Origin of the sequence: Psychrobacter sp. Pi2-1 (genome assembly GCF_904846645.1) — a bacterium.
Lineage (GTDB): Bacteria > Pseudomonadota > Gammaproteobacteria > Pseudomonadales > Moraxellaceae > Psychrobacter.
In genome coordinates this window covers 104,900-124,152 of sequence record NZ_CAJHBO010000004.1, presented here as the reverse complement: position 1 = coordinate 124,152, position 19,253 = coordinate 104,900, and the positions used below count along the sequence as shown (strand labels likewise).

At 44.0% G+C, this 19,253-nt stretch carries 17 protein-coding genes; 12 read left to right on the top strand and 5 right to left on the bottom strand.

The window, feature by feature from the left end; all coding sequences use genetic code 11:
• The first annotated feature begins 271 nt into the window (after positions 1-271).
• Complete coding sequence (locus JMX91_RS04135; RefSeq protein ID WP_201547803.1) at positions 272-1,489, top strand: globin domain-containing protein; 1,218 nt, start codon at positions 272-274, stop codon at positions 1,487-1,489.
• Positions 1,490-1,705: 216 nt separating this feature from the next.
• On the opposite strand, the gene JMX91_RS04130 is transcribed toward JMX91_RS04135, so the two are convergent.
• Positions 1,706-2,518: a phosphodiester glycosidase family protein gene (locus JMX91_RS04130; protein WP_201547801.1), complete on the bottom strand. Its 813-nt coding sequence runs from the start codon at positions 2,516-2,518 to the stop codon at positions 1,706-1,708.
• Positions 2,519-2,623: 105 nt separating this feature from the next.
• Positions 2,624-4,438 carry an FMN-binding glutamate synthase family protein gene (locus JMX91_RS04125; protein ID WP_201547799.1) on the bottom strand — a complete coding sequence of 605 codons (1,815 nt, stop codon included), beginning with the start codon at positions 4,436-4,438 and terminating at the stop codon, positions 2,624-2,626.
• A 268-nt stretch (positions 4,439-4,706) separates the two neighbouring features.
• On the opposite strand from JMX91_RS04125, the gene JMX91_RS04120 reads away from it, so the two are divergent.
• From JMX91_RS04120 to JMX91_RS04105, 4 genes are read left to right on the top strand one after another with little or no spacing between them, the layout of a single operon-like run.
• Positions 4,707-4,922: a hypothetical protein gene (locus JMX91_RS04120; protein WP_201547797.1), complete on the top strand. Its 216-nt coding sequence runs from the start codon at positions 4,707-4,709 to the stop codon at positions 4,920-4,922.
• A 3-nt stretch (positions 4,923-4,925) separates the two neighbouring features.
• Entirely contained in the window at positions 4,926-5,777 is an 852-nt protein-coding gene (locus JMX91_RS04115) for a hypothetical protein (protein ID WP_201547795.1), read from the top strand.
• A gap of 33 nt (positions 5,778-5,810) precedes the next feature.
• On the top strand, positions 5,811-6,623 hold the full coding sequence (locus JMX91_RS04110; protein WP_201547794.1) for a Hint domain-containing protein: 813 nt from the start codon (positions 5,811-5,813) through the stop codon (positions 6,621-6,623).
• An 18-nt stretch (positions 6,624-6,641) separates the two neighbouring features.
• Complete coding sequence (locus tag JMX91_RS04105; RefSeq protein WP_201547851.1) at positions 6,642-7,640, top strand: hypothetical protein; 999 nt, start codon at positions 6,642-6,644, stop codon at positions 7,638-7,640.
• Positions 7,641-7,715: 75 nt separating this feature from the next.
• On the opposite strand, the gene JMX91_RS04100 is transcribed toward JMX91_RS04105, so the two are convergent.
• Entirely contained in the window at positions 7,716-8,543 is an 828-nt protein-coding gene (locus JMX91_RS04100) for an IclR family transcriptional regulator (RefSeq protein ID WP_227679261.1), read from the bottom strand.
• 191 nt (positions 8,544-8,734) lie between these two features.
• On the opposite strand from JMX91_RS04100, the gene JMX91_RS04095 reads away from it, so the two are divergent.
• Positions 8,735-9,919, top strand: a complete 1,185-nt coding sequence (locus tag JMX91_RS04095) for an acyl-CoA dehydrogenase (RefSeq protein WP_010198628.1) — start codon at positions 8,735-8,737, stop codon at positions 9,917-9,919.
• Positions 9,920-10,123: 204 nt separating this feature from the next.
• Positions 10,124-11,332, top strand: a complete 1,209-nt coding sequence (locus tag JMX91_RS04090) for a CaiB/BaiF CoA transferase family protein (protein WP_201547843.1) — start codon at positions 10,124-10,126, stop codon at positions 11,330-11,332.
• 53 nt (positions 11,333-11,385) lie between these two features.
• Here the strand turns inward: JMX91_RS04090 and JMX91_RS04085 are convergent, their stop codons facing one another.
• Positions 11,386-12,156: an IclR family transcriptional regulator gene (locus tag JMX91_RS04085; protein ID WP_201547792.1), complete on the bottom strand. Its 771-nt coding sequence runs from the start codon at positions 12,154-12,156 to the stop codon at positions 11,386-11,388.
• Positions 12,157-12,378: 222 nt separating this feature from the next.
• Here JMX91_RS04085 and JMX91_RS04080 point away from each other — a divergent pair, with 222 nt between their 5' ends.
• From JMX91_RS04080 to JMX91_RS04060, 5 genes are all read left to right on the top strand, one after another.
• The gene (locus JMX91_RS04080; protein ID WP_227679260.1) at positions 12,379-13,842 is read left to right on the top strand and encodes an NAD-dependent succinate-semialdehyde dehydrogenase; all 1,464 of its coding nucleotides are present in this window, start codon (positions 12,379-12,381) and stop codon (positions 13,840-13,842) included.
• A 159-nt stretch (positions 13,843-14,001) separates the two neighbouring features.
• Positions 14,002-15,261: a 4-aminobutyrate--2-oxoglutarate transaminase gene (gabT, locus tag JMX91_RS04075; protein WP_201547789.1), complete on the top strand. Its 1,260-nt coding sequence runs from the start codon at positions 14,002-14,004 to the stop codon at positions 15,259-15,261.
• A gap of 87 nt (positions 15,262-15,348) precedes the next feature.
• Positions 15,349-15,525 carry a hypothetical protein gene (locus JMX91_RS04070; RefSeq protein WP_201547787.1) on the top strand — a complete coding sequence of 59 codons (177 nt, stop codon included), beginning with the start codon at positions 15,349-15,351 and terminating at the stop codon, positions 15,523-15,525.
• A gap of 60 nt (positions 15,526-15,585) precedes the next feature.
• Positions 15,586-17,028 carry an APC family permease gene (locus JMX91_RS04065; RefSeq protein ID WP_201547785.1) on the top strand — a complete coding sequence of 481 codons (1,443 nt, stop codon included), beginning with the start codon at positions 15,586-15,588 and terminating at the stop codon, positions 17,026-17,028.
• A 269-nt stretch (positions 17,029-17,297) separates the two neighbouring features.
• Positions 17,298-17,522, top strand: coding sequence for a hypothetical protein (locus tag JMX91_RS04060; RefSeq protein ID WP_201547783.1), 225 nt, complete (start codon positions 17,298-17,300; stop codon positions 17,520-17,522).
• 250 nt (positions 17,523-17,772) lie between these two features.
• Here the strand turns inward: JMX91_RS04060 and JMX91_RS04055 are convergent, their stop codons facing one another.
• Positions 17,773-19,146 carry an NAD-dependent succinate-semialdehyde dehydrogenase gene (locus JMX91_RS04055; protein ID WP_201547781.1) on the bottom strand — a complete coding sequence of 458 codons (1,374 nt, stop codon included), beginning with the start codon at positions 19,144-19,146 and terminating at the stop codon, positions 17,773-17,775.
• Between the last annotated feature and the right edge of the window lie 107 nt (positions 19,147-19,253).

The following is a 19,253-nucleotide window of genomic DNA, read 5'->3' as shown; positions in this document are numbered from 1 at the left end:
TAACACAGCTTAAATCTTTATAACAACAGCTGTTATGACAACATAGCGGCTGTTTTTTTGTCGATTCAAATCGGTTCTATATTAATTGTATATTGGTATGCCTAGTAAAGTGTGTTAACATTCATTTTAAATGAATGTTAACACACTTCCGAATTGGGCGGTTAAAAATTTTGATGACCACTGTAAAAAGGTCTGCTCATTATTGCCATTTTAGACGGATTATTTTTAACATCTCAATTTATCAATGCAGTTAATGACTAAGAGAAACAACATGGCCTCACCAAAAACGTTAGAAATCGTCACCGCAACTGTTCCTGTACTTGAAGAGCATGGCGTTGCGATTACCACTGTGTTTTATAAAAATATGTTTAACGAGCATCCTGAATTGTTAGATATTTTTAATGAGACCAATCAAAAATTGGGAAGACAGCAGACGGCGCTAGCAATGACAGTATTGGCCGCTGCCAAGCACTTGGACAAACTGGCTACGCTATTGCCACAAGTGACTCAGATTAGCCATAAGCATAGAGCCTTACAGATATTGCCTGAGCATTATCCTATCGTCGGCAAGCATTTAATTGGGGCGATAAAAGAAGTGCTGGGAGAGGCAGCCACTGACGACATCATTACCGCTTGGACAGAAGCTTATGATGAGATTGCTTCAGTATTTATTCAGATTGAGCATGGTATGTATGAAGAGGCAATATGGCAGGGGTTTGCATCATTTAAGGTAATTAAAAAGGAAGCGGTCGCTACAGATATCGCAGCCTTTACCGTGGTACCAGTTAATCAGAGTGAGAACAGAACAGGTGATGATTTAGCAAACGCTCAAGAGATTGATTTAAGCAAGTTGACCTTAACCGCTGGTCAATATATCACGGTGAAAACAGACCCAAAAGACAGCGACCATATAGCCCTGCGTCATTATTCTCTATACTCTGCCAGTACCGATGCAGGCATTCAGTTTGCGGTTCGACGTGATAACCGTAATGCGCATCATGGGTTGGTCTCTAACTATATGCATGATCAACTAGAAGTCGGTGATACGGTTTTATTATCGGCGCCAGCTGGTGACTTTGCGTTCAATCAAGATTTGGTACAGCAAAATGATATTCCGTTAGTATTGATGAGTGCAGGAGTCGGGGTGACGCCTGTACTGGCGATGTTAGAGGCGCAAGTATTAGCCAATCCTAAACGTCCTACTATCTGGGTTTACGCCTGTCAAAATGTCGCTCATCATGCTTTTTCTGATCAGGTAGAGGCATTACTTGCTAAGGCTGAGAACGTAGAAAAGCATATATTTTACTTTGAGTCTGGGCAAATATTAGATGAGACGTGGCTTGCTAGCTTGCCTAAACCTGCCGATATCTATGTGTGCGGCTCGATGCCATTTATGGAGAGCATGATTGACGGGTTAGTAGCCTTAGATCATGGTACCGATAGCGTTCATTACGAACCGTTTGGCCCTAAGATGAGTTTGGGTGGTTAAGTTTTTAACATATAGTCGGTGAACTACTAAACCGCTACGGCGTTATCCTCCTTAGATGTACTGTTTGTACAATCTGCAGTCGGCTGCCTTGTACCCATTTTAGAGTTCTTTGACTACAATATTCAAAATAAACGTTTATAAAAAAGCACTTAGCATGAAATAATCACGCTAAGTGCTTTTTTAATCTTAGTTGAAAAGAAAGAGTATCAAGGTACATTACTCTTTCTTTTCAACCAATCCAATCATCACGCCCATCTCTTTTTTATCTTGCTTATCGATACTAGGCGCATACAACGCTGAGGCAATACCACCATCCAAAAACAGCGCGTTTGAACAACCCAGCTCATTCTTAAATAGTTCTGCAAACTGATAAAAGGTCACAGGCTCATCGCTATTAACGAGCTGTATACTGCCATCACGGCAAACGCCTGCACCATTACGCAGTTTGATTGAGCTGCTATCAGGGTTGAACTGTGGGTGTATCTCGTTATTGATGACCAGCATAGGACCCGATTGCGTCGCATACCAAGGCTGCACATCACCATAGTTTAGCTGCTCATTTAACGCATTACTTTCGGTGATTTGCACGTTGCCAGCTTTGTCCCACCACATAACCCCATTAGGTAATAGATGAAAATTACCGCCACCTTCTTTTATATTTAGCGATTTGAGTTCTTTGCCTTCGATGACTGTATAGCCAATCGGCGCATAGTTTTCATTGTACATGCCTGCATTCATGGCAAAGTTGAGAGTCTCATGATTCGGTAATGTGGCCAATAACGCATCAAAGGTTAGCAAAGGCTTATTGTTATCAGAAGATTGCCAAAAAAGTTGTAATGAATAACGCTCGCTCGCTAACGCGGTAGCATCCACACGGCAAACACTATAAGTAAAAGGCGTGTCCTCAGTCTGACATGACCAGCTATCGGTGTCGCTACTAGCCGCATTAGTATTGGTCTGCTGGCAAGCGCTCAGGCCCAGCGCAAGCACTATCGTTGATAGGGATAAGGTAAAAATAGAACTTGGCATCAATCACGCGTCTTTTAATGTACAAATTATTTAAGTTTGGTGGCTATCTACTGCTTAATTACACCTTCATTACTACTTTTTAAGAACAACGATTTAGGCGCTGAATCAGTCGCTAGTAGGCGGGAAGTCACGGATTGTGTTATTCACATTACCAATTAATCGTCCACCATCGGTGAGATTGGTCAAGTGCTCAGAATTATACCCAGCGCTGTGTTCTGTTGGTGCGCTAGTTTCTTTGCCCTTATCGCGCGAGTCTTTGTTATAAGCAATGAGCGCATCATTATTAGCTAAGAAGCTATCAGGGTTTGCCATGACCCACATCTGGTTAAATACGTCAGCACGGGCACTATGATCTAGCAGCGCACCTTTATCAGCAAAATAGAAAAACTTGGACAATAGCTTAATCTGCCCATCGTCTAAGCGGCGTGCGATATGATACGGCTGTAATTGGCTAGGATGCTGTAAACCGACCGCGCCTACGATACTGGCAAGCGATTTTAGCGTGTTTTTGTGGAAACTTGCAACACGCTCAGCCTTACTAGGGACGTCGAGCGCCTTTTGACGGTAAGGGTCTTGAGTTGCCACACCTGTCGGGCACGTATTGGTGTGACAAGAGCGCGACTGAATGCAGCCGACTGCAAACATAAAGCCACGTGCTGAGTTACACCAATCGGCACCTAGCGCAATCATGCGCGCGATATCAAAGCCTGATACGATTTTTCCACTAACACCAAGCTTAATTTTGTCACGAATACCTGCACCGACTAAAGTATTATGAACGAGCAGAAACCCTTCAACCATTGGCATACCGACATTGTCCATGAACTCGACGGGCGCGGCACCTGTACCGCCCTCAGCCCCATCAATGACAATAAAATCAGGATAATTGTCCGTCTCGATCATGGCTTTGACAATTGCCATAAACTGCCAAGGTTGACCCACACATAGCTTAAAACCAACAGGCTTGCCGCCAGATAACTCACGCAGCTGCTGCCAAAAGGCGACTAACTCGCGCGGGGTGCTAAATGCGGTATGCGAAGAAGGCGAGATACAGTCTTGACCCGTAGGTACTTGACGTGTGTCTGCAATCTCTTGCGTGATTTTGCTAGAGGGAAGGACGCCACCTTTACCAGGCTTGGCACCTTGTGAAAGCTTGATTTCAATCATTTTAACTTGAGGATCGACGGCTTTTTCAGCAAAAGACTGTGGATCAAAGTTACCATCATTATCACGGCAACCAAAGTAGCCTGTACCCAATTCCCAAATCAAATCACCACCGAACTTACGATGATAAGGGCTGATCGCGCCTTCGCCCGTGTCATGAGTAAATCCGCCCAATTTTGCGCCTTGATTGAGTGCCATGATGGCGTTTGCTGACAGGCTGCCAAAGCTCATCGCTGAGATATTAAATACCGACATATCGTGTGGCTGCTGACAACGCTCACCACCGACCATAATACGAAAGTCTTTGTTTTCTAGTGGGGCACTGATGGTAGATTGCAAAAACCATTCTTTGCCATGAGTATATAAATTATCTAGCGTACCAAAGGCATTAGTGTCACTAACGTTCTTAGCACGTTGATAGACTAGCGCACGCTGCTGACGTGAGAACGGTACTTGTTCTTTATCGTCCTCAAGCAAGTACTGGCGAATCTCAGGACGGAAATCTTCCAACACATAGCGAATATGTCCAGCGACAGGGTAGTTGCTCAATATCGCGTGCTTAGACTGAATCAAATCATAAATACCAAGCGCCACAGCCAAACCACCGATTACAATCAGCCACCAACTTACCAATAATAAACCCGCTAACAGAATTAAAATCGCCGCGCCAAACGTGCTATAGCGAAGTAATAATCCGATAAAGTACGGCGAACTGGTTTTGGGTTCAGGGTTTAGATTGGTACGAGATTCAGGCATAGCGAGGCTCAATAGTAATGATTGATATAGATAAGATGCTTACATTGGTCGCGTACATCATACACGCATGACGTCATTACGTCGGTATCAATGGGTAACAGTTTGGTCAGAATCACTTTCGTTAGGAGCTGCGTTAGTTCGGTTGCACAAACAAGTAATGACAGTATATGCAATAAAGTGATTAAAAATAGCTCATATGCTACTTTAGATAGCGAAAACCATCGAGCAGGGTAGCCATAATATTTTAAGAAGATATTTCGATGAAGACATGCTGACAACTATTGATCCATTTGATGCGGTGCAATTGGCATATGTGATTGAGATTTGTATTAATCATAGAAACCAAGCGCCAGCAGGGCGCTATCTGTATGCCAACTCCAGAACTCAGCTAAAAAGCAATAACGACAGCGACCGACTGCGTAAGTATCTGCTAAAGTTTGGGCTGAGGTTTGATGGGTTAAAACGACAAGATCAAAAAGGATAAGACATGAATAACACAGGATTCGTGGCAGGAACGCTCGTTCATACGGATAAAGGACTAGTGCCGATTCAGGACATTAAAGTCGGCGACTTAATTTTATCAAAGCCTGTACTCTCCAAGCCTGAAGATGGTAGCGGTGACATAGAGTATAAGCCAGTGCTCAAGACCTTTGTGCATAAAGACAAAGAGATGTGGATCGTGCGTTTAGAGAAAAATAATACTTCGCCTTATAGATTAAAACCAGATGATGAAAATTTTGATATTCACAACTATCTGCTTGTCGATGAAAAAATTCAAGCAGCTAGTCCCATTAGTCATTTTCTAGCGACGCCCAATCACCCTGTTTGGGTAGTTGGTGCTATGGAAAATCCACAGGCGGACATTGAGTTCTATGATCAGCCTCACTTTAAACGTGTGGACGAACTACAGCAGTATGAAATTGCTGTGAATACCGATGGCGTGATGTATACCGTTGAGCGTGTGCAACCTACCTATCAAGTCGCTAATGATAATTTAGAATTCAATCCAAATCATTACTGGTATCAAAAGCACTATCATGAGGATTACTACGATGATTATGTGCAAGATGCCGAAGCGCACATGCTCGACTATAGTAAGGCAGAATATAAGGGTAAGGGCTATGTTAAAGACGTCAGCTATTACCAGCAACACGGTTATCTCGACATTGGTATCAAAGACGAAAAAGGTAAAATACTGATAACGAACCACTTAAAGGACAATCAAGGCGAGCCTATTCTTTATAAGACAACCGTCTATAACTTTGAGGTTGCAGACAATCATACCTACTTTATTGGTCGAGCAGGAGTATGGGTACATGATGCGAGTTTAAATAACTAACCACATCAATAATAAAAAATGAAAGGAAAATTAATGAACAACACAGGATTTGTCGCGGGAACGCTCGTTCATACAGATAAAGGATTAGTACCTATTCAGGAGTTAAAAATCGGTGATAAAGTACTGTCTAAGGATGAAAGTGGTGAAGGAGAACTGGTCTATAAGCCTGTGATAAGAACCATCAAGTCTGCTACTAAACAAAAGATTATAACGCCTGTTGAGGGTATTTACTGTACTGATAATCATCCATTCTGGACGCATGTCAGTGATGAGGAAAAACCAAGATGGGTAGCTGCAAAGTTCATTACATCTAACGATATTGTTAATTATATTTTTCCAGAAAGAGGCCATCAAGGTGAAATACTTGACATATCTGGTAGATATCACGAAGAGGTGTATGATCCTTATCAAATTGGAGGAAAGTATGTCATAGCAACTAGCGATCCAAAGGTTGGGTTGTATATGCACAGCTGTCAAGATAAGCATGCAGATCCAGGTGAAATTGATATAGGGGTGATTGACTTTAGGAATGGTGAAGCTGTAGAGGTGTTTACTAATGATGACAATAGTCTTTTAGGTAGGGACTTACATTCGGAGGATGGTTCTGAACCTTATGCGAAGTTTCATAAGTTTTTAGACAAAGACAATCCTGAGAATCGTGTCGAGATAGAGTACTATAGTAAGTTAGTTGCAGCCTACAGAGTGCCAGATTGGGAGAATGACTCCAGAGCTACATCCAATGCCTTCACTGATTATGTCTATAACATTGAAGTCGCCGATACTCATACTTATTTTGTAGGAAAAAAAGGCATTTGGGTGTATGACGGTGAATTTTATAATAAATAATCTCAGTGAGTTGATAATATGAATAAAAACGTTCCAGGATTTGTCGCAGGTACATTGGTACATACGGATAAGGGTCTAGTGCCAATCCAAGATATCAAAGTGGGCGACTTAATTTTATCAAAGCCTGTACTCTTCAAGCCTGAAGATGGTAGCGGTGATATAGAGTATAAGCCTGTCATAAGTACGTTTACATCCCCGAAAAAGGAAAGAATCTTTAAAGTTGAATACTTTAACGAAACGGTAGCCAAGCAAGGTGAGAAGGGTAGAAACTATATCTTATGTACCAGCAACCACCCATTTTGGGTAACTCGGCAGCCTGAAGATTTAGAGGGTGAGTGGTTATCGGCGGAGCGTTTACCAGCTGGATATCTAACGTCTGCTCATGGTGATACGATTGCACTTGATGATTACTCGTTTATCCCTGTACGCACCTTACCTAACTTCCCTGAAGGTACAGCGTATACTCAAAGTATTGAGGAACATGACTTATGGGAGACAGATGGTCTGGTTCAGTTTGTGAAATTTACGGATGATGGCTACCAGTTTGTCAGTTTAGCCAATACAGAAGAAGCGTTCAAAGAAGAAATCAAAACTGTCAATCTGCAAACTTCTGATGCCAAGTTGCTCATCAATGAAAAGGCACCCTTTATTATAGACCCTGATCTTTATAAAACATTGAATGTAAGATTACGTCAAGACATAGCGCCTAAGACACATAGTGCAGAAAGGTTTGTAAGAGAGATGCACTCACCTCTAATCTTTGAGGGAAAAATAATCAAAGAAAATAGAATTGGTGATGAAGGTTTATTCAAAAAAGCTTTAGCCAGTATCAAAAAGTATGGCGATTCAATGGGATTAACAGAAGAAAGTATCCATGAGCAGATGCGACGCTATAACGATGTCTGCCCCAATCCTTATGAAGACTATGTCTATAACATAGAAGTGGCGGACCATCATACGTATTTTGTTGGACACGATGCCGTGTGGGTATTAGACGCTAAAGAGCCAGCCAATTGACCAGCCCTTTATCCTATATCAATAGAAAAGCATTATGACTGGCTAGAAGGCTTATATCTTCACCATATTACTGTTTTAAACCCCACCACCAATCCGCTCCGCCAACGCCTGCAATTTTGGCACTATCATCACCGCATAGTCGTCCGCTTTCCAGTTTGCACTTGGCACACTGGCATTGAGCGAATACGTATATTGCCCCGTTGCAACATCATATACCCCAACCGCGACGGCCAATATATCGGTAGAAAACTCCCCATCAGACACGGTATAGCCGTATTTTTCATAATGCTCTGCCGCATTGGCTAGGGCAGTTTGTGCGTGGTTATAATCCTCGGTAGACAAATTCTCTTGTAGATTTTTAATGATGACAGCCTGTCTCGCTTGCGTACTTACCGCATAAAAAGCGCGTCCGATAGCAGTGCGTGCCACTGGAACTGCTGAGCCAACTTGTAAGTTGACCGATAGGCGAGCGGGGCTACGACAGCAGGCGTGATAGCGCATCTCTCCTTCGACTTCGGTAGCCAAATTCACCGATACTTCATTCTCACTAGCAAACTGTCGCAGTAAAGGCTCAGCCGCTGCGACCATATCATGGCGACTCCAAGCGGTAGCACTTAGCCGTACAGCACTACTGCCCAATTGATACTGGCCATAATCATTCGTTCGTAAAAACCCAAGCGTGGTTAAGGTATGGATAAGGCGAGTAATGGTTGCTTTTGGTAGATCTGTCATCTGACATAGCTGCTGATGGGTGAGCCGTTCATGATGCTCAAAAGCCGCCAGTATGATCAGTCCCCGTCCCAATGCTGTCACAAACTGTCGGTCGTTCTCTTCTTTGCTCTGACTCATAACGCCATGCATGCGTTCTAATAATGGCGTAGCTGTCGATGATGGTTTTGTCATTTTATTCCTATCTCTTTTGATGGCGATATTTTTTGATAAAGGTTTACAGCGCAGCGAAAGTTTGCTTTAATGGTTTTACATTATGAAACTAAGTTTCGCACAGCGGAATGACAAAGTCAATGACTTGTTAGACCAAATGATGTATCAATCACTATTCGTCAGTCAGGATGACTGATACCAAGGAGATCCACATGGCAACATCTACCAGCCCACGCTTTGATTGGGAAGATCCTTTTTTACTACGTGACCAGCTCACTGAAGAAGAACGCATGGTCACAGACAGCGCCCGTCAGTTTTTTCAAAAAGAGCTGATGCCGGGCATTGTTGAGGCCAATCGCAACGAGAATTTTGATCGTAATATCATGCGTCAAATGGGTGAAATGGGTTTGCTGGGTGTCACGATTGAAGGTTATGGTTGTGCTGGTTTATCGAGTGTTGCCTATGGTCTGATTGCCAAGGAAGTGGAAGCGGTTGATTCGGGCTACCGTTCAGCGATGAGCGTGCAGTCAAGCTTGGTTATGCATCCTATTTGGGCGTACGGTACTGAAGAGCAAAGAGAGCGTTATTTGCCTAAGCTTGCTTCGGGTGAGTATGTTGGCTGCTTTGGTCTGACGGAGCCTGATTCAGGATCTGATCCTTCATCGATGTCGACTCGTGCACGCGCTGTAGATGGCGGTTATGAGCTGACGGGTAATAAAATGTGGATCACCAATAGTCCTATCGCTGACGTGTTTGTCGTGTGGGCAAAAGATGATGCTGGCGAGATTCGCGGTTTTGTTTTAGACAAAGGCATGAAAGGGTTATCAGCACCGAAAATCGAAGGCAAATTCTCATTACGTGCATCAGTCACGGGTGAGATTGTCATGGACAAAGTATTCGTTCCTGAAGCCAATGCTTTCCCAGATATCCGTGGCCTAAAAGGACCATTTGGCTGCTTAAATAAAGCCCGTTATGGTATCGCTTGGGGTTCGATGGGTGCGGCTGAATTCTGCTGGAAAGCAGCTCGTCAGTATACGCTCGATCGTAAGCAGTTTGGTCGTCCGCTAGCCGCAACGCAGCTGGTACAGTTAAAGCTTGCCAATATGCAGACAGAAATCACATTAGGTCTACAAGCGGCGCTACGCGTGGGTCGTTTGATGGATGAAGACAATGCAGCGCCTGAAATGATCTCACTCATTAAACGTAATAACTGTGGTAAGGCACTGGATATCGCACGTATCGCTCGTGATATGCATGGCGGTAACGGTATCTCTGATGAGTTCCATATCATCCGCCACGTGATGAACTTGGAAGCCGTCAACACTTACGAGGGTACACATGATATTCATGCGCTTATCCTAGGCCGTGCACAGACAGGCATTCAAGCGTTCTTTTAAGAATTTTTAGCTAATAATTTTTGGTACAACTGTATTTTATGACGTACGTTACTGCTTGGCTTTTTATCAAAAGAGCATTAACAGTAGCGTACGTTTTTCAGTTGTTATTCATGATTCAACGGTTAAATAGCTAAATCATGAATAACAATTTTATGATTAAAAGTCGCAAAATACGCGACAGAGTAAGGGAAGCTCATGACAGATATGATTGATATGGCTAATATGCCAAAGGGCGCATTGCATGGTATCAAAGTGCTTGATTTATCGAGAGTGTTGGCAGGGCCTTCTTGTACCCAAGTACTTGCTGATCTGGGTGCCGAAGTTATCAAGGTTGAGCGTCCACATATCGGTGATGAAACGCGTCATTGGGCACCGCCAACATTCAGCGATGACACCTCCGCTTATTACGCTACGATTAACCGCAATAAAAAATCACTGACGGTAGATATCACTACGCCAATAGGGCAAACCATTATTAAACAGCTAATCGCTGACAGTGATATTTTGGTCGAAAACTTCAAAGTCGGTGGTCTGAAAAAATATGGCTTGGATTATGACAGCTTAAAACAAGACAATCCGCGTCTGATTTATGCGTCATTGACAGGGTTTGGGCAGACAGGTCCCGATGCCAAACGCCCTGGTTACGATTATATTATCCAAGGTCTGTCAGGTCTGATGAGTATCACGGGTCCAAGCGATGGCGAGCCGCACAAAGTTGGTGTCGCAGTGGTTGATTTGTTTGCAGGTTTGCAGTTGACCATTGGTATTCAAGCGGCACTACTGGCACGTCAAAATACGGGTGTTGGTCAACATGTCGATGTGGCGTTGCTCGATAGCGCGCTCGCCATGCTAGCCAATGTCGGTATGAATCATTTGGCCTCAGATAAGATACCGCCAAGGCTAGGCAATCAGCATCCTAATATCGTGCCGTATCAAGTATTTGCTGGCGAGGGTGAGCAGCACTTTATTTTAGCCTGTGGTAATGACAGTCAGTTTGCCAAACTGTGTGACGTACTCTCAGTCGATTGGCATACCGATGAGCGCTTTGCGACCAATCCACAACGCGTTGCCAATCGCGAACTGCTGTGCGGTGCGCTGAGCAAGAAATTTTCTGAGCAACCACGTACCTATTGGCTAGAGGTTTTAGATCAGGCAGGTATTCCATGCGGCGCGATTCATAATGTGGCTGAAGCCTTGGCCATGCCGCAAGCGCAAGCGAGGAATATGATTGTTAATTTCACCGAGCAAGGCAGTCCAGTACGCGCACTTGGTAACCCTATTAAGTTATCCGCATCACCAGTCAGCTATCGTACGCCGCCACCGCAGTTAAGCGAACACACTGATAGTACGCTTGCTGATTTAGGTTATGACAGTGAGATGATTGCTAAACTAAAAGCCGATGGGGTCGTTTAACAGAGTTTTTTGGTTTATATTTTTTAGACCTGCACTGATATTCAATCCTAACGCTACCTTTCAGCGTTAGGATTGAAGCCTAAATGCTGCTCGATTTGCTCGGCCAATTCAATCAATACCGCACTGACCTCAGCCCGTTTAGACTCATACTCTCCTTGCAAAAAACTCACGGCCATACCAGCAACCGCATTGCCTGACGCATTACGAATATAAGTGCCCAAGCAGTACATTCCATCGCGCAATTGTCCATCATCGAGAGACACTCGGCTTTCTTGTATCACCGCAAGCTCAGTTGCCAAATCGGTAAAATTCTTGACCCCATGCTGGGTCATCGGCATTGGAAACGTATCTTTATACAATGATTTGATGCTGTCCATCGACAACGTGGATAGCATGGCTTTGCCTGTCGCAGAAAATACGGCAGGTACGCGAACGCCTGCTCGAAAAGTAAAGCCAAGCGGTGCAGGTGACTCATGACAAGCCAAAAATACCACTTCGCCCAAATCAAGTTTTGACAAGGTCACTGTGTGCTGAAGAAGTACCGGATACTGCACAATCAAATCTTTAAACAACTGCACCACGCCTTGCTGCTGCTCGTACTTGCCTGCCCAGTACATCAAATATGAACCCAAATAAAAACGGCTTTCAGGGTCTTTGTAAATGACATGCTTGGTCAATAGACTCTGCAAAATGTTGTGAGTGGAGCTACGCGGTAGCCCAAGCTCTTTTGCGATATGAGCCGCTGTCAGAGGCTGTGAGCTATCGGTAATCAAGTCCAAAATCTGAAAGGTTTTGTCTAGCGCAGGCACGGCAGTCGAGCTCATAAGTAACCTATAAAAGTGAAATAAAATGAAAAAGTACAAGATAATTTCTAAAATAATGAGATTAAGGGTTGCAAATCGCGACATATCGTTCTTATAATGATGTCTCGTATATAGAATACACGTTCAGTATATTGAACAAAAAAACAATTATCAATAATTATTTAATAGCTCAGGCTATATCCATTCTCATACACATACCCCTATATGACAAGGAGCGTCAACATGTCAAATACGCTACAGTTATCAAATCCAGACCTACTCAAACAATCTTGCTTCGTTAAAGACGGCTGGCATGTCTCCAGTGACAATGAAGCCCTCAATGTGGACAATCCTTTTAACGGCGAGCTCATTGGTACTGTACCAAGCCTCACGACAGAAGATGTCAATGAAGCGGTTGCTTTTGCTCATGAAGCTCAAGTTGCTTGGGCGGCAAAAACGGCTAAAGAGCGTGCCGAGTTGTTGCAAAAGTGGGCAGATCTTATCGATGCCAATAAAGAAGATCTCGCGATTATCATGACCGCTGAGCAAGGTAAGCCGCTGACTGAGTCACGCGGCGAAATCGGTTATGCCAATAGCTTTATTCGCTGGTTCGCCGAAGAAGGCAAGCGCGTTTATGGTGATGTCATTCCTGCTAACAGTACGCAATTACGTCATGTTGTGCTCAAACAGCCAGTCGGTGTTTGTGCCGCTATTACGCCTTGGAATTTCCCAGCCGCGATGATCACGCGAAAAGTCGCACCGGCGATGGCAGCAGGTTGTACGATTATCGTCAAACCAGCCACCGAAACGCCATTTTCAGCATTGGCATTGGGCGCTTTGGCAGAGCAAGCAGGTATTCCTGCAGGTGTGCTCCAGATTGTAACGGGTAAATCATCAACTATCGGTGAAATCCTAACGGGTGATGCACGTATTCATAAGCTGTCGTTCACGGGCTCTACAGAAGTCGGTCGTACGCTAATGGCACAATGCGCGCCGACTATTAAGAAGCTGTCATTAGAGCTTGGTGGCAACGCGCCATTTATTGTCTTTGATGATGCCGATCTTGAGAAAGCTGCTGCAGGCCTTATCGCCTCTAAATACCGTAATGCGGGTCAGACCTGTGTGTGCGCCAACCGTGTGTACGTGCAAGACAGCATCAAAGATGAGTTCTTAGACGTCTTTGTCAAAAAAGTGGCTGAATTAAAAGTCGGTAACGGCTTGGAAGAGGGCGTAGATATTGGCCCGCTTATCAACAAAAAAGCGTTAGATAAAGTTCAAGCCCTCCTTAAAGACGCAATCGATAAAGGTGCCAAACTGGTCACGGGCGGTAGTGTCAATGACGCCTCAGAGCTGACGTATAACCCAACCGTTATCACTGATATTAGCAGTGATATGGATATCGCTTCTGAAGAAATCTTTGGACCAATTGCGACCATATTTACTTTCAAAGACGAAGCAGAAGTGATTCGTGCTGCCAACGATACCATTTATGGCTTGGCTGCTTACTTCTATAGTAGTGACTATGCACGCTCATGGCGCGTGACCGAAGGGCTAGAGTACGGCATCATCGGTCATAACACGGGTTTGATTTCTACAGAAGTTGCCCCATTTGGCGGCGTGAAGCAGTCTGGCTTTGGCCGTGAAGGCTCAAAATATGGTATCGAAGACTATATTACGACCAAATACTGGTGTTCTGATATCAGCTAATAAATAACTCGCCCAGTATTTAATAGAGCATTTAACAAAACCTAATAGGTATCTACGGTGTTTTATCTCAGACAAGCACCGTTTGATATCACTAAGTCTTAAATGAACCGCCAATCACTAGATGGCATTTATGTTACGAACACAGAAAAGGACATTCCCATGACTACCAATCAATCATTACTTGAGCGCCGCAAAGCTGTTTTACCAACAGGACTTGGGGTTGCCTTTCCTATCTTTGCAGAAAAAGCAAAGAACTCAGAAATCTGGGACATCGAAGGCAAGCGTTATATCGACTTTGTCGGTGGTATCTCAGTATTGAACACCGGTCACAGCCATCCAAAAATCACTCAGCGTGTGCATGAGCAGCTCGACAAATTTACGCACACTGCGGCGCAAATGATCAACTATGAGTGCTACGTGGATTTGGCAGAAAAGCTGTGCGAAAAAGCCCCAATCAGCGGTGATACCAAGGCGTTCTTTTTGACCACTGGTGCAGAAGCGGTCGAAAACTGCATCAAGATTGCTCGTGCTAAAACCCGTCGTCCAGGCGTGATTTCTTTTGTTGGTGGCTGGCATGGTCGTACCATGATGTGTATGAGCCTAACTGGCAAAGTACTACCATACAAAAAGAATTTTGGCCCGATGCCAGGACCTGTATTCCATGCGTTGTTCCCTGCAGAAGAGTTGAACGTAACAGAAGCGCAAGCGCTACATAGCCTTGACATGATTTTCCAAGCAGATATCGATCCTAGTGAAGTGGCTGCAATGATCATTGAGCCAGTCCAAGGCGAGGGTGGTTTCCATCAGGTAACGCCTTCATTTGCTAAAGCCTTGCGCGAGATTTGTGATGAGCATGGCATCGTGCTTATTTTCGACGAAGTACAGTGTGGTTTCGCCAGAACCGGTACGTTGTTTGCAGGTGAGCAGCTAGGTGTTGAGCCTGATTTGATGACGACTGCCAAGAGTTTGGCGGGTGGTTATCCTATCTCTGCGGTCATCGGTCGTGCTGACATCATGGATGCGCCGCAAGTAGGCGGCTTGGGCGGTACTTATTCTGGTAACCCACTTGCTTGTGTGGCGGCGCTTGCTGTTATGGAAGTGATCGAAGAAGAAAACTTACTTGAGCGTAGTATCGAGATTGGCGATACCATTGCTTCATTCTTAAAAGGCTTGAACCTTAGCAGTATCGGTCATATCCGTCATAAGGGCGCTATGCTAGCGTTTGAATTGATTGATAGCGAAGGCAAACCTGATGCAGCCGCCGCAGCCAATCTAAAAGCAAAATCATTTGAGCAAGGTTTGCTACTAGCGTCTTGTGGTATGTATGGCAATGCCATTCGTGTGATGGTGCCATTGACGGTTGAAGATGAAGTGCTACAAGAAGGCCTTGATATCATCAAAGGTATTCTAACGGCATAAGCAATACTGAGTGTTATTTACTTTAGCGATGGAGCGCTTTTAACCAAGTACAGCTAGTTCAAGTACCGATATTGGTTAAAAGATTGTATGAAAGATAACGGCAAGGTTGCCCTTATAACACTCGCTTTGAGTGAGTTTTTTAACGGCGCCTTGCAAGTCAAGACGCCGTTTTTGTTTTTGCTGTTTGAATACTATACCGATAGCAAAGTTAAACTTTGCGGCGACACGACAGACACAACAAACATGATGGGTATGATCCCATGAAACAAAAATAGTGTAGCTGTAACAGGCTCACACGGATGAAACACAGACAAGGAGTAGGTTATGTCTGAATTAAAAAAGTCGCTAGGGGTGTTCGATATCATTGCACTGGCATTCGGTGCAATGGTCGGTTGGGGCTGGGTTGTACTGGCAGGTAGTTGGATCATTTCGGCAGGTATATGGGGCGCAATTAGCGCCTTTTTAATAGGCGGTCTGGTAGTCGTATTGATTGGTGTGACGTATGCTGAACTTGCGGCCTCCATGCCAATTACTGGCGGTGAGCATACTTATACCCATCGAGCGTTAGGAGTCAATGTCTCCTTTATTTGCTCATGGAGTATTTTGTTTGGTTATTTTTCCGTCGTTGCTTTTGAAGCAGTAGCACTGCCCACCGTCGTCGAATACATTATTCCTAATTATAGCCAAGGGTATCTTTGGAATGTTGCTGGCTGGGATGTTTACGCCACTTGGGTAGGCGTCGGGATGCTCGGCTCAGTGATCGTCACATGGCTGAACATACGCGGTATGGAAGTCAGCGCGTGGTTCCAAAAGCTGGCAGTCGTGGGTATTTTCTGTGTAGGTATACTGCTGTTCGTGGGTGCATTACTGTTTAGTCCTGAAACTTCTAATACCGTACAAGCGCCTAACTTTATTGGTGGTATGGGTGGCATCATGACGGTGATGGTAATGGTACCGTTCTTGTTCGTTGGCTTCGATGTTATTCCGCAAGCTGCAGAAGAGATCAATCTTACCCGTCCAAATATCGGCAAATTTTTGATTGTCTCTATTATTATTGCGGTGCTGTGGTATGTAGCAGTCGCTTGGAGTGTGGGCAAGACTCTACCGCTATTACAGGCGCAAGACTCGACATTGGCAACGGCTGATGCGATGACCAATGCTTGGAATGGTAAATGGGCAGGCACCTTGCTAGTTATTGGCGGTGTGCTAGGTATTTTATCGAGCTGGAATGCGTTTCTTATCGGTGGTAGTCGTCTGCTATATGCTATGGGAAAAACGCACATGTTGCCGCAGTTTCTATGCAAACTGCATCCGAAATACAATACACCCGTTAATGCGATTTTGTTAATCGGTGGTCTAGCGACACTTGCCCCATTATTTGGTCGCAAAATGCTGGTATGGATTGTGGATGCTGGTGGGTTCGGTATCGTTATTGCTTATACTTGTGTGGCTCTTTCATTCTTAGTGCTGCGCTACCGTGAGCCTGATATGGTACGTCCGTTTAGAGTACCAGCAGGTAAATTGGTTGGTATTATCACTATTATCCTCAGTCTTGGTATGTTGGCACTATATTTACCAGGTATGCCATCAGCCCTTGTTCCTATTGAATGGTGGATTTTCCTTGGCTGGATCGTACTTGGTGGCGTATTGTACGGTTATGCTACGATGAAGAATCCTGGTAAGAGTAAAGATATTATGGATCATGAGCTGCGTGAGCTAAAAACGGCTAACCAGCAATGGCTAAAAGAAAATCCATATAAAAAGTAGATTTACTTTAACTATCTTTCATAAAAAAGCCTAACGTTTGACGTTAGGCTTTTTTTATTGTTTTTGTTCTGTTCAAAAATGAGTTTACACATTTAGGACAGTAATAATTTACTTAAAGTCGTTTTCTATCCTTTCTTGATTAGATAAGAGTCTTAATTATTTTTGTTAAATAATCAACTAGCATAATATTCGCATATTGACATTTAACGATAAAAAAGTAAAATAGCTCACTCTTGTTTACTATTATCGTTGTCGTGAAGGTTAGCTATATGATCAGAAGTGGAGATAAACTAAAATGTATCTGTGGCAACGATTTTTTTGTAGAAGGCTCGGTCTACACTGTCGGTAATATTATAAGCAATAAGTTTTTCCAAATAAATATTAGTGCAAATGATGAGTATTGGTATGCAACAAAGGACAGTGAAGGGATATATGTTCGTTTTAATGAAGAAGACCACTTAGTCAAAGACGCCTTTTTTGCTTTAGAAAAATAATAGTATTAGTATTTCATTGAGAAAGCTGCGAGATTCCAGTGTCAAACGATTGATAGAGGTACTTCTACTAGCCGATACCCTGCTCAATAAGCAGAAAGAGACTTTATGGTTTTTGGCAGTGTACTCGACATCGTATCATCTAGCTATGTAGAGACAATTTAGCGTAAAAGTAATGAACAAGAGTTAAATAAAAAAAGCCTAACGTCAAACGTTAGGCTTTTTTAGTGCATACAATCAAGTGCTTATACGATTAAGACTTATCACGAATCAGCTTATAGTTTAAGAACTCAGTGATACCAAGCGTACCAAGCTCACGGCCAAAGCCTGAACGTTTAACGCCGCCAAATGGCGTATTGGCTTCGGTACCAGACGGCGCGTTGATAGTGACCATGCCCACTTCTAATTTATCAGCAATATCAGCAGCTAGGGCAGCATCTTGCGTTTGGATAGAGGCACCAAGACCGAAAGGCACATCGTTGGCAATCTTGATAGCATGGTCGATATCATTTGCTTTATAGACGACTGCTACAGGACCAAACAGCTCTTCACGATATACATCCATGGATTCAGTTACATCTGTCAGTACCGCAGGCTTAAACCAAGCACCAGGCTTGTCTTTGTCCATGCCGCCTTCTACTAATACTGTCGCACCTGCTTGGATAGCACTGTCTAACTGCGCTTGCAAGTTGACCGCAGCGGCTTTTGATGACATTGGGCCAATAAACGTATCTTCTTTAAGCGGGTCGGCCAAAGTCATGTTGCTGACCGCATTGGTAAAGCCTTCGACGAATTTGTCATAGACTGATTCAATGACGATCAAACGCTTGGCTGCGTTACAGGCTTGTCCAGTATTACCAAAACGACCAGAGATAGCGCCTTGTATCGCTTGTTCGATATCGGCATCGGCTGCGACGATAAAGGCATCTGAACCACCCAATTCTAAAACGACTTTTTTGAGTGCGCCGCCAGCTTCTTTTGCCACGGCTTGTCCAGCGCGTTCAGAACCTGTTAGCGAGACACCTTGTACGCGTGTGTCATTGATAATGGTCGCTGATTGATCATTGGTTGCAAAGATATTGTTATAAACGCCCTCAGGTACGCCTGCATCTTTGAAGATATCGACGATGACTTCTGCGGTGTTTGGACACTGCGGTGCGTGTTTTAGAATAATTGTATTACCCGCCATAAAGTTTGGCGCGACAAAACGTGCCACTTGATAATGTGGATAGTTCCACGGCATGATACCGAGTAGAACGCCAACAGGACGTTTTTCTACCGAAGCTGATCCTGAGTCAACGTCAATGGTATTCGGCGCGAGTAGCTGCTCAGCATTGTCTGCATAGTAACGATAGATCTCAGCGACCAGACCGATTTCACCCTTGGCTTGTGCAACGGGTTTACCCATCTCACCCGCCACGATACGAGCCAGCTCGTCTTGACGTTCCAGATAGCTATCGGCAATTTTATGCAGTAGTGCACTGCGCTCATTTAATGGCACTTTACGCCAGTCTTGATAAGCGGTATCTGCTTGCTCAATGACTTGTTGGATATCTTGTTCAGTGGCGGTAGGGTAAGTGGCTTCTAGTTCGCCAGTGGCTGGATTGTTGATTTGATAATCGCTCATACTTTTTCCTTATTTTTAGCGTGTTTTTGGGTTTAAAATCCATTTTTGGGTTTATGCTTATACTTTCAGTTGCTAATAAGTGCGATTTATTATGGTTCACTCTATAC

Bases quoted from the DNA above. Each gene is read 5' to 3' on its own strand.
- JMX91_RS04135 (WP_201547803.1), top strand. From the start codon at position 272: ATGGCCTCACCAAAAACGTTAGAAATCGTCACCGCAACTGTTCCTGTA.
- JMX91_RS04115 (WP_201547795.1), top strand. From the start codon at position 4,926: ATGAATAACACAGGATTCGTGGCAGGAACGCTCGTTCATACGGATAAA.
- JMX91_RS04105 (WP_201547851.1), top strand. From the start codon at position 6,642: ATGAATAAAAACGTTCCAGGATTTGTCGCAGGTACATTGGTACATACG.
- JMX91_RS04125 (WP_201547799.1), bottom strand. From the start codon at position 4,438: ATGCCTGAATCTCGTACCAATCTAAACCCTGAACCCAAAACCAGTTCG.
- JMX91_RS04090 (WP_201547843.1), top strand. From the start codon at position 10,124: ATGATTGATATGGCTAATATGCCAAAGGGCGCATTGCATGGTATCAAA.
- JMX91_RS04055 (WP_201547781.1), bottom strand. From the start codon at position 19,146: ATGAGCGATTATCAAATCAACAATCCAGCCACTGGCGAACTAGAAGCC.
- JMX91_RS04100 (WP_227679261.1), bottom strand. From the start codon at position 8,543: ATGACAAAACCATCATCGACAGCTACGCCATTATTAGAACGCATGCAT.
- JMX91_RS04060 (WP_201547783.1), top strand. From the start codon at position 17,298: ATGATCAGAAGTGGAGATAAACTAAAATGTATCTGTGGCAACGATTTT.
- JMX91_RS04085 (WP_201547792.1), bottom strand. From the start codon at position 12,156: ATGAGCTCGACTGCCGTGCCTGCGCTAGACAAAACCTTTCAGATTTTG.
- JMX91_RS04110 (WP_201547794.1), top strand. From the start codon at position 5,811: ATGAACAACACAGGATTTGTCGCGGGAACGCTCGTTCATACAGATAAA.
- JMX91_RS04120 (WP_201547797.1), top strand. From the start codon at position 4,707: ATGCTGACAACTATTGATCCATTTGATGCGGTGCAATTGGCATATGTG.
- JMX91_RS04080 (WP_227679260.1), top strand. From the start codon at position 12,379: ATGTCAAATACGCTACAGTTATCAAATCCAGACCTACTCAAACAATCT.
- JMX91_RS04095 (WP_010198628.1), top strand. From the start codon at position 8,735: ATGGCAACATCTACCAGCCCACGCTTTGATTGGGAAGATCCTTTTTTA.
- JMX91_RS04065 (WP_201547785.1), top strand. From the start codon at position 15,586: ATGTCTGAATTAAAAAAGTCGCTAGGGGTGTTCGATATCATTGCACTG.
- JMX91_RS04070 (WP_201547787.1), top strand. From the start codon at position 15,349: ATGAAAGATAACGGCAAGGTTGCCCTTATAACACTCGCTTTGAGTGAG.
- JMX91_RS04130 (WP_201547801.1), bottom strand. From the start codon at position 2,518: ATGCCAAGTTCTATTTTTACCTTATCCCTATCAACGATAGTGCTTGCG.
- gabT (WP_201547789.1), top strand. From the start codon at position 14,002: ATGACTACCAATCAATCATTACTTGAGCGCCGCAAAGCTGTTTTACCA.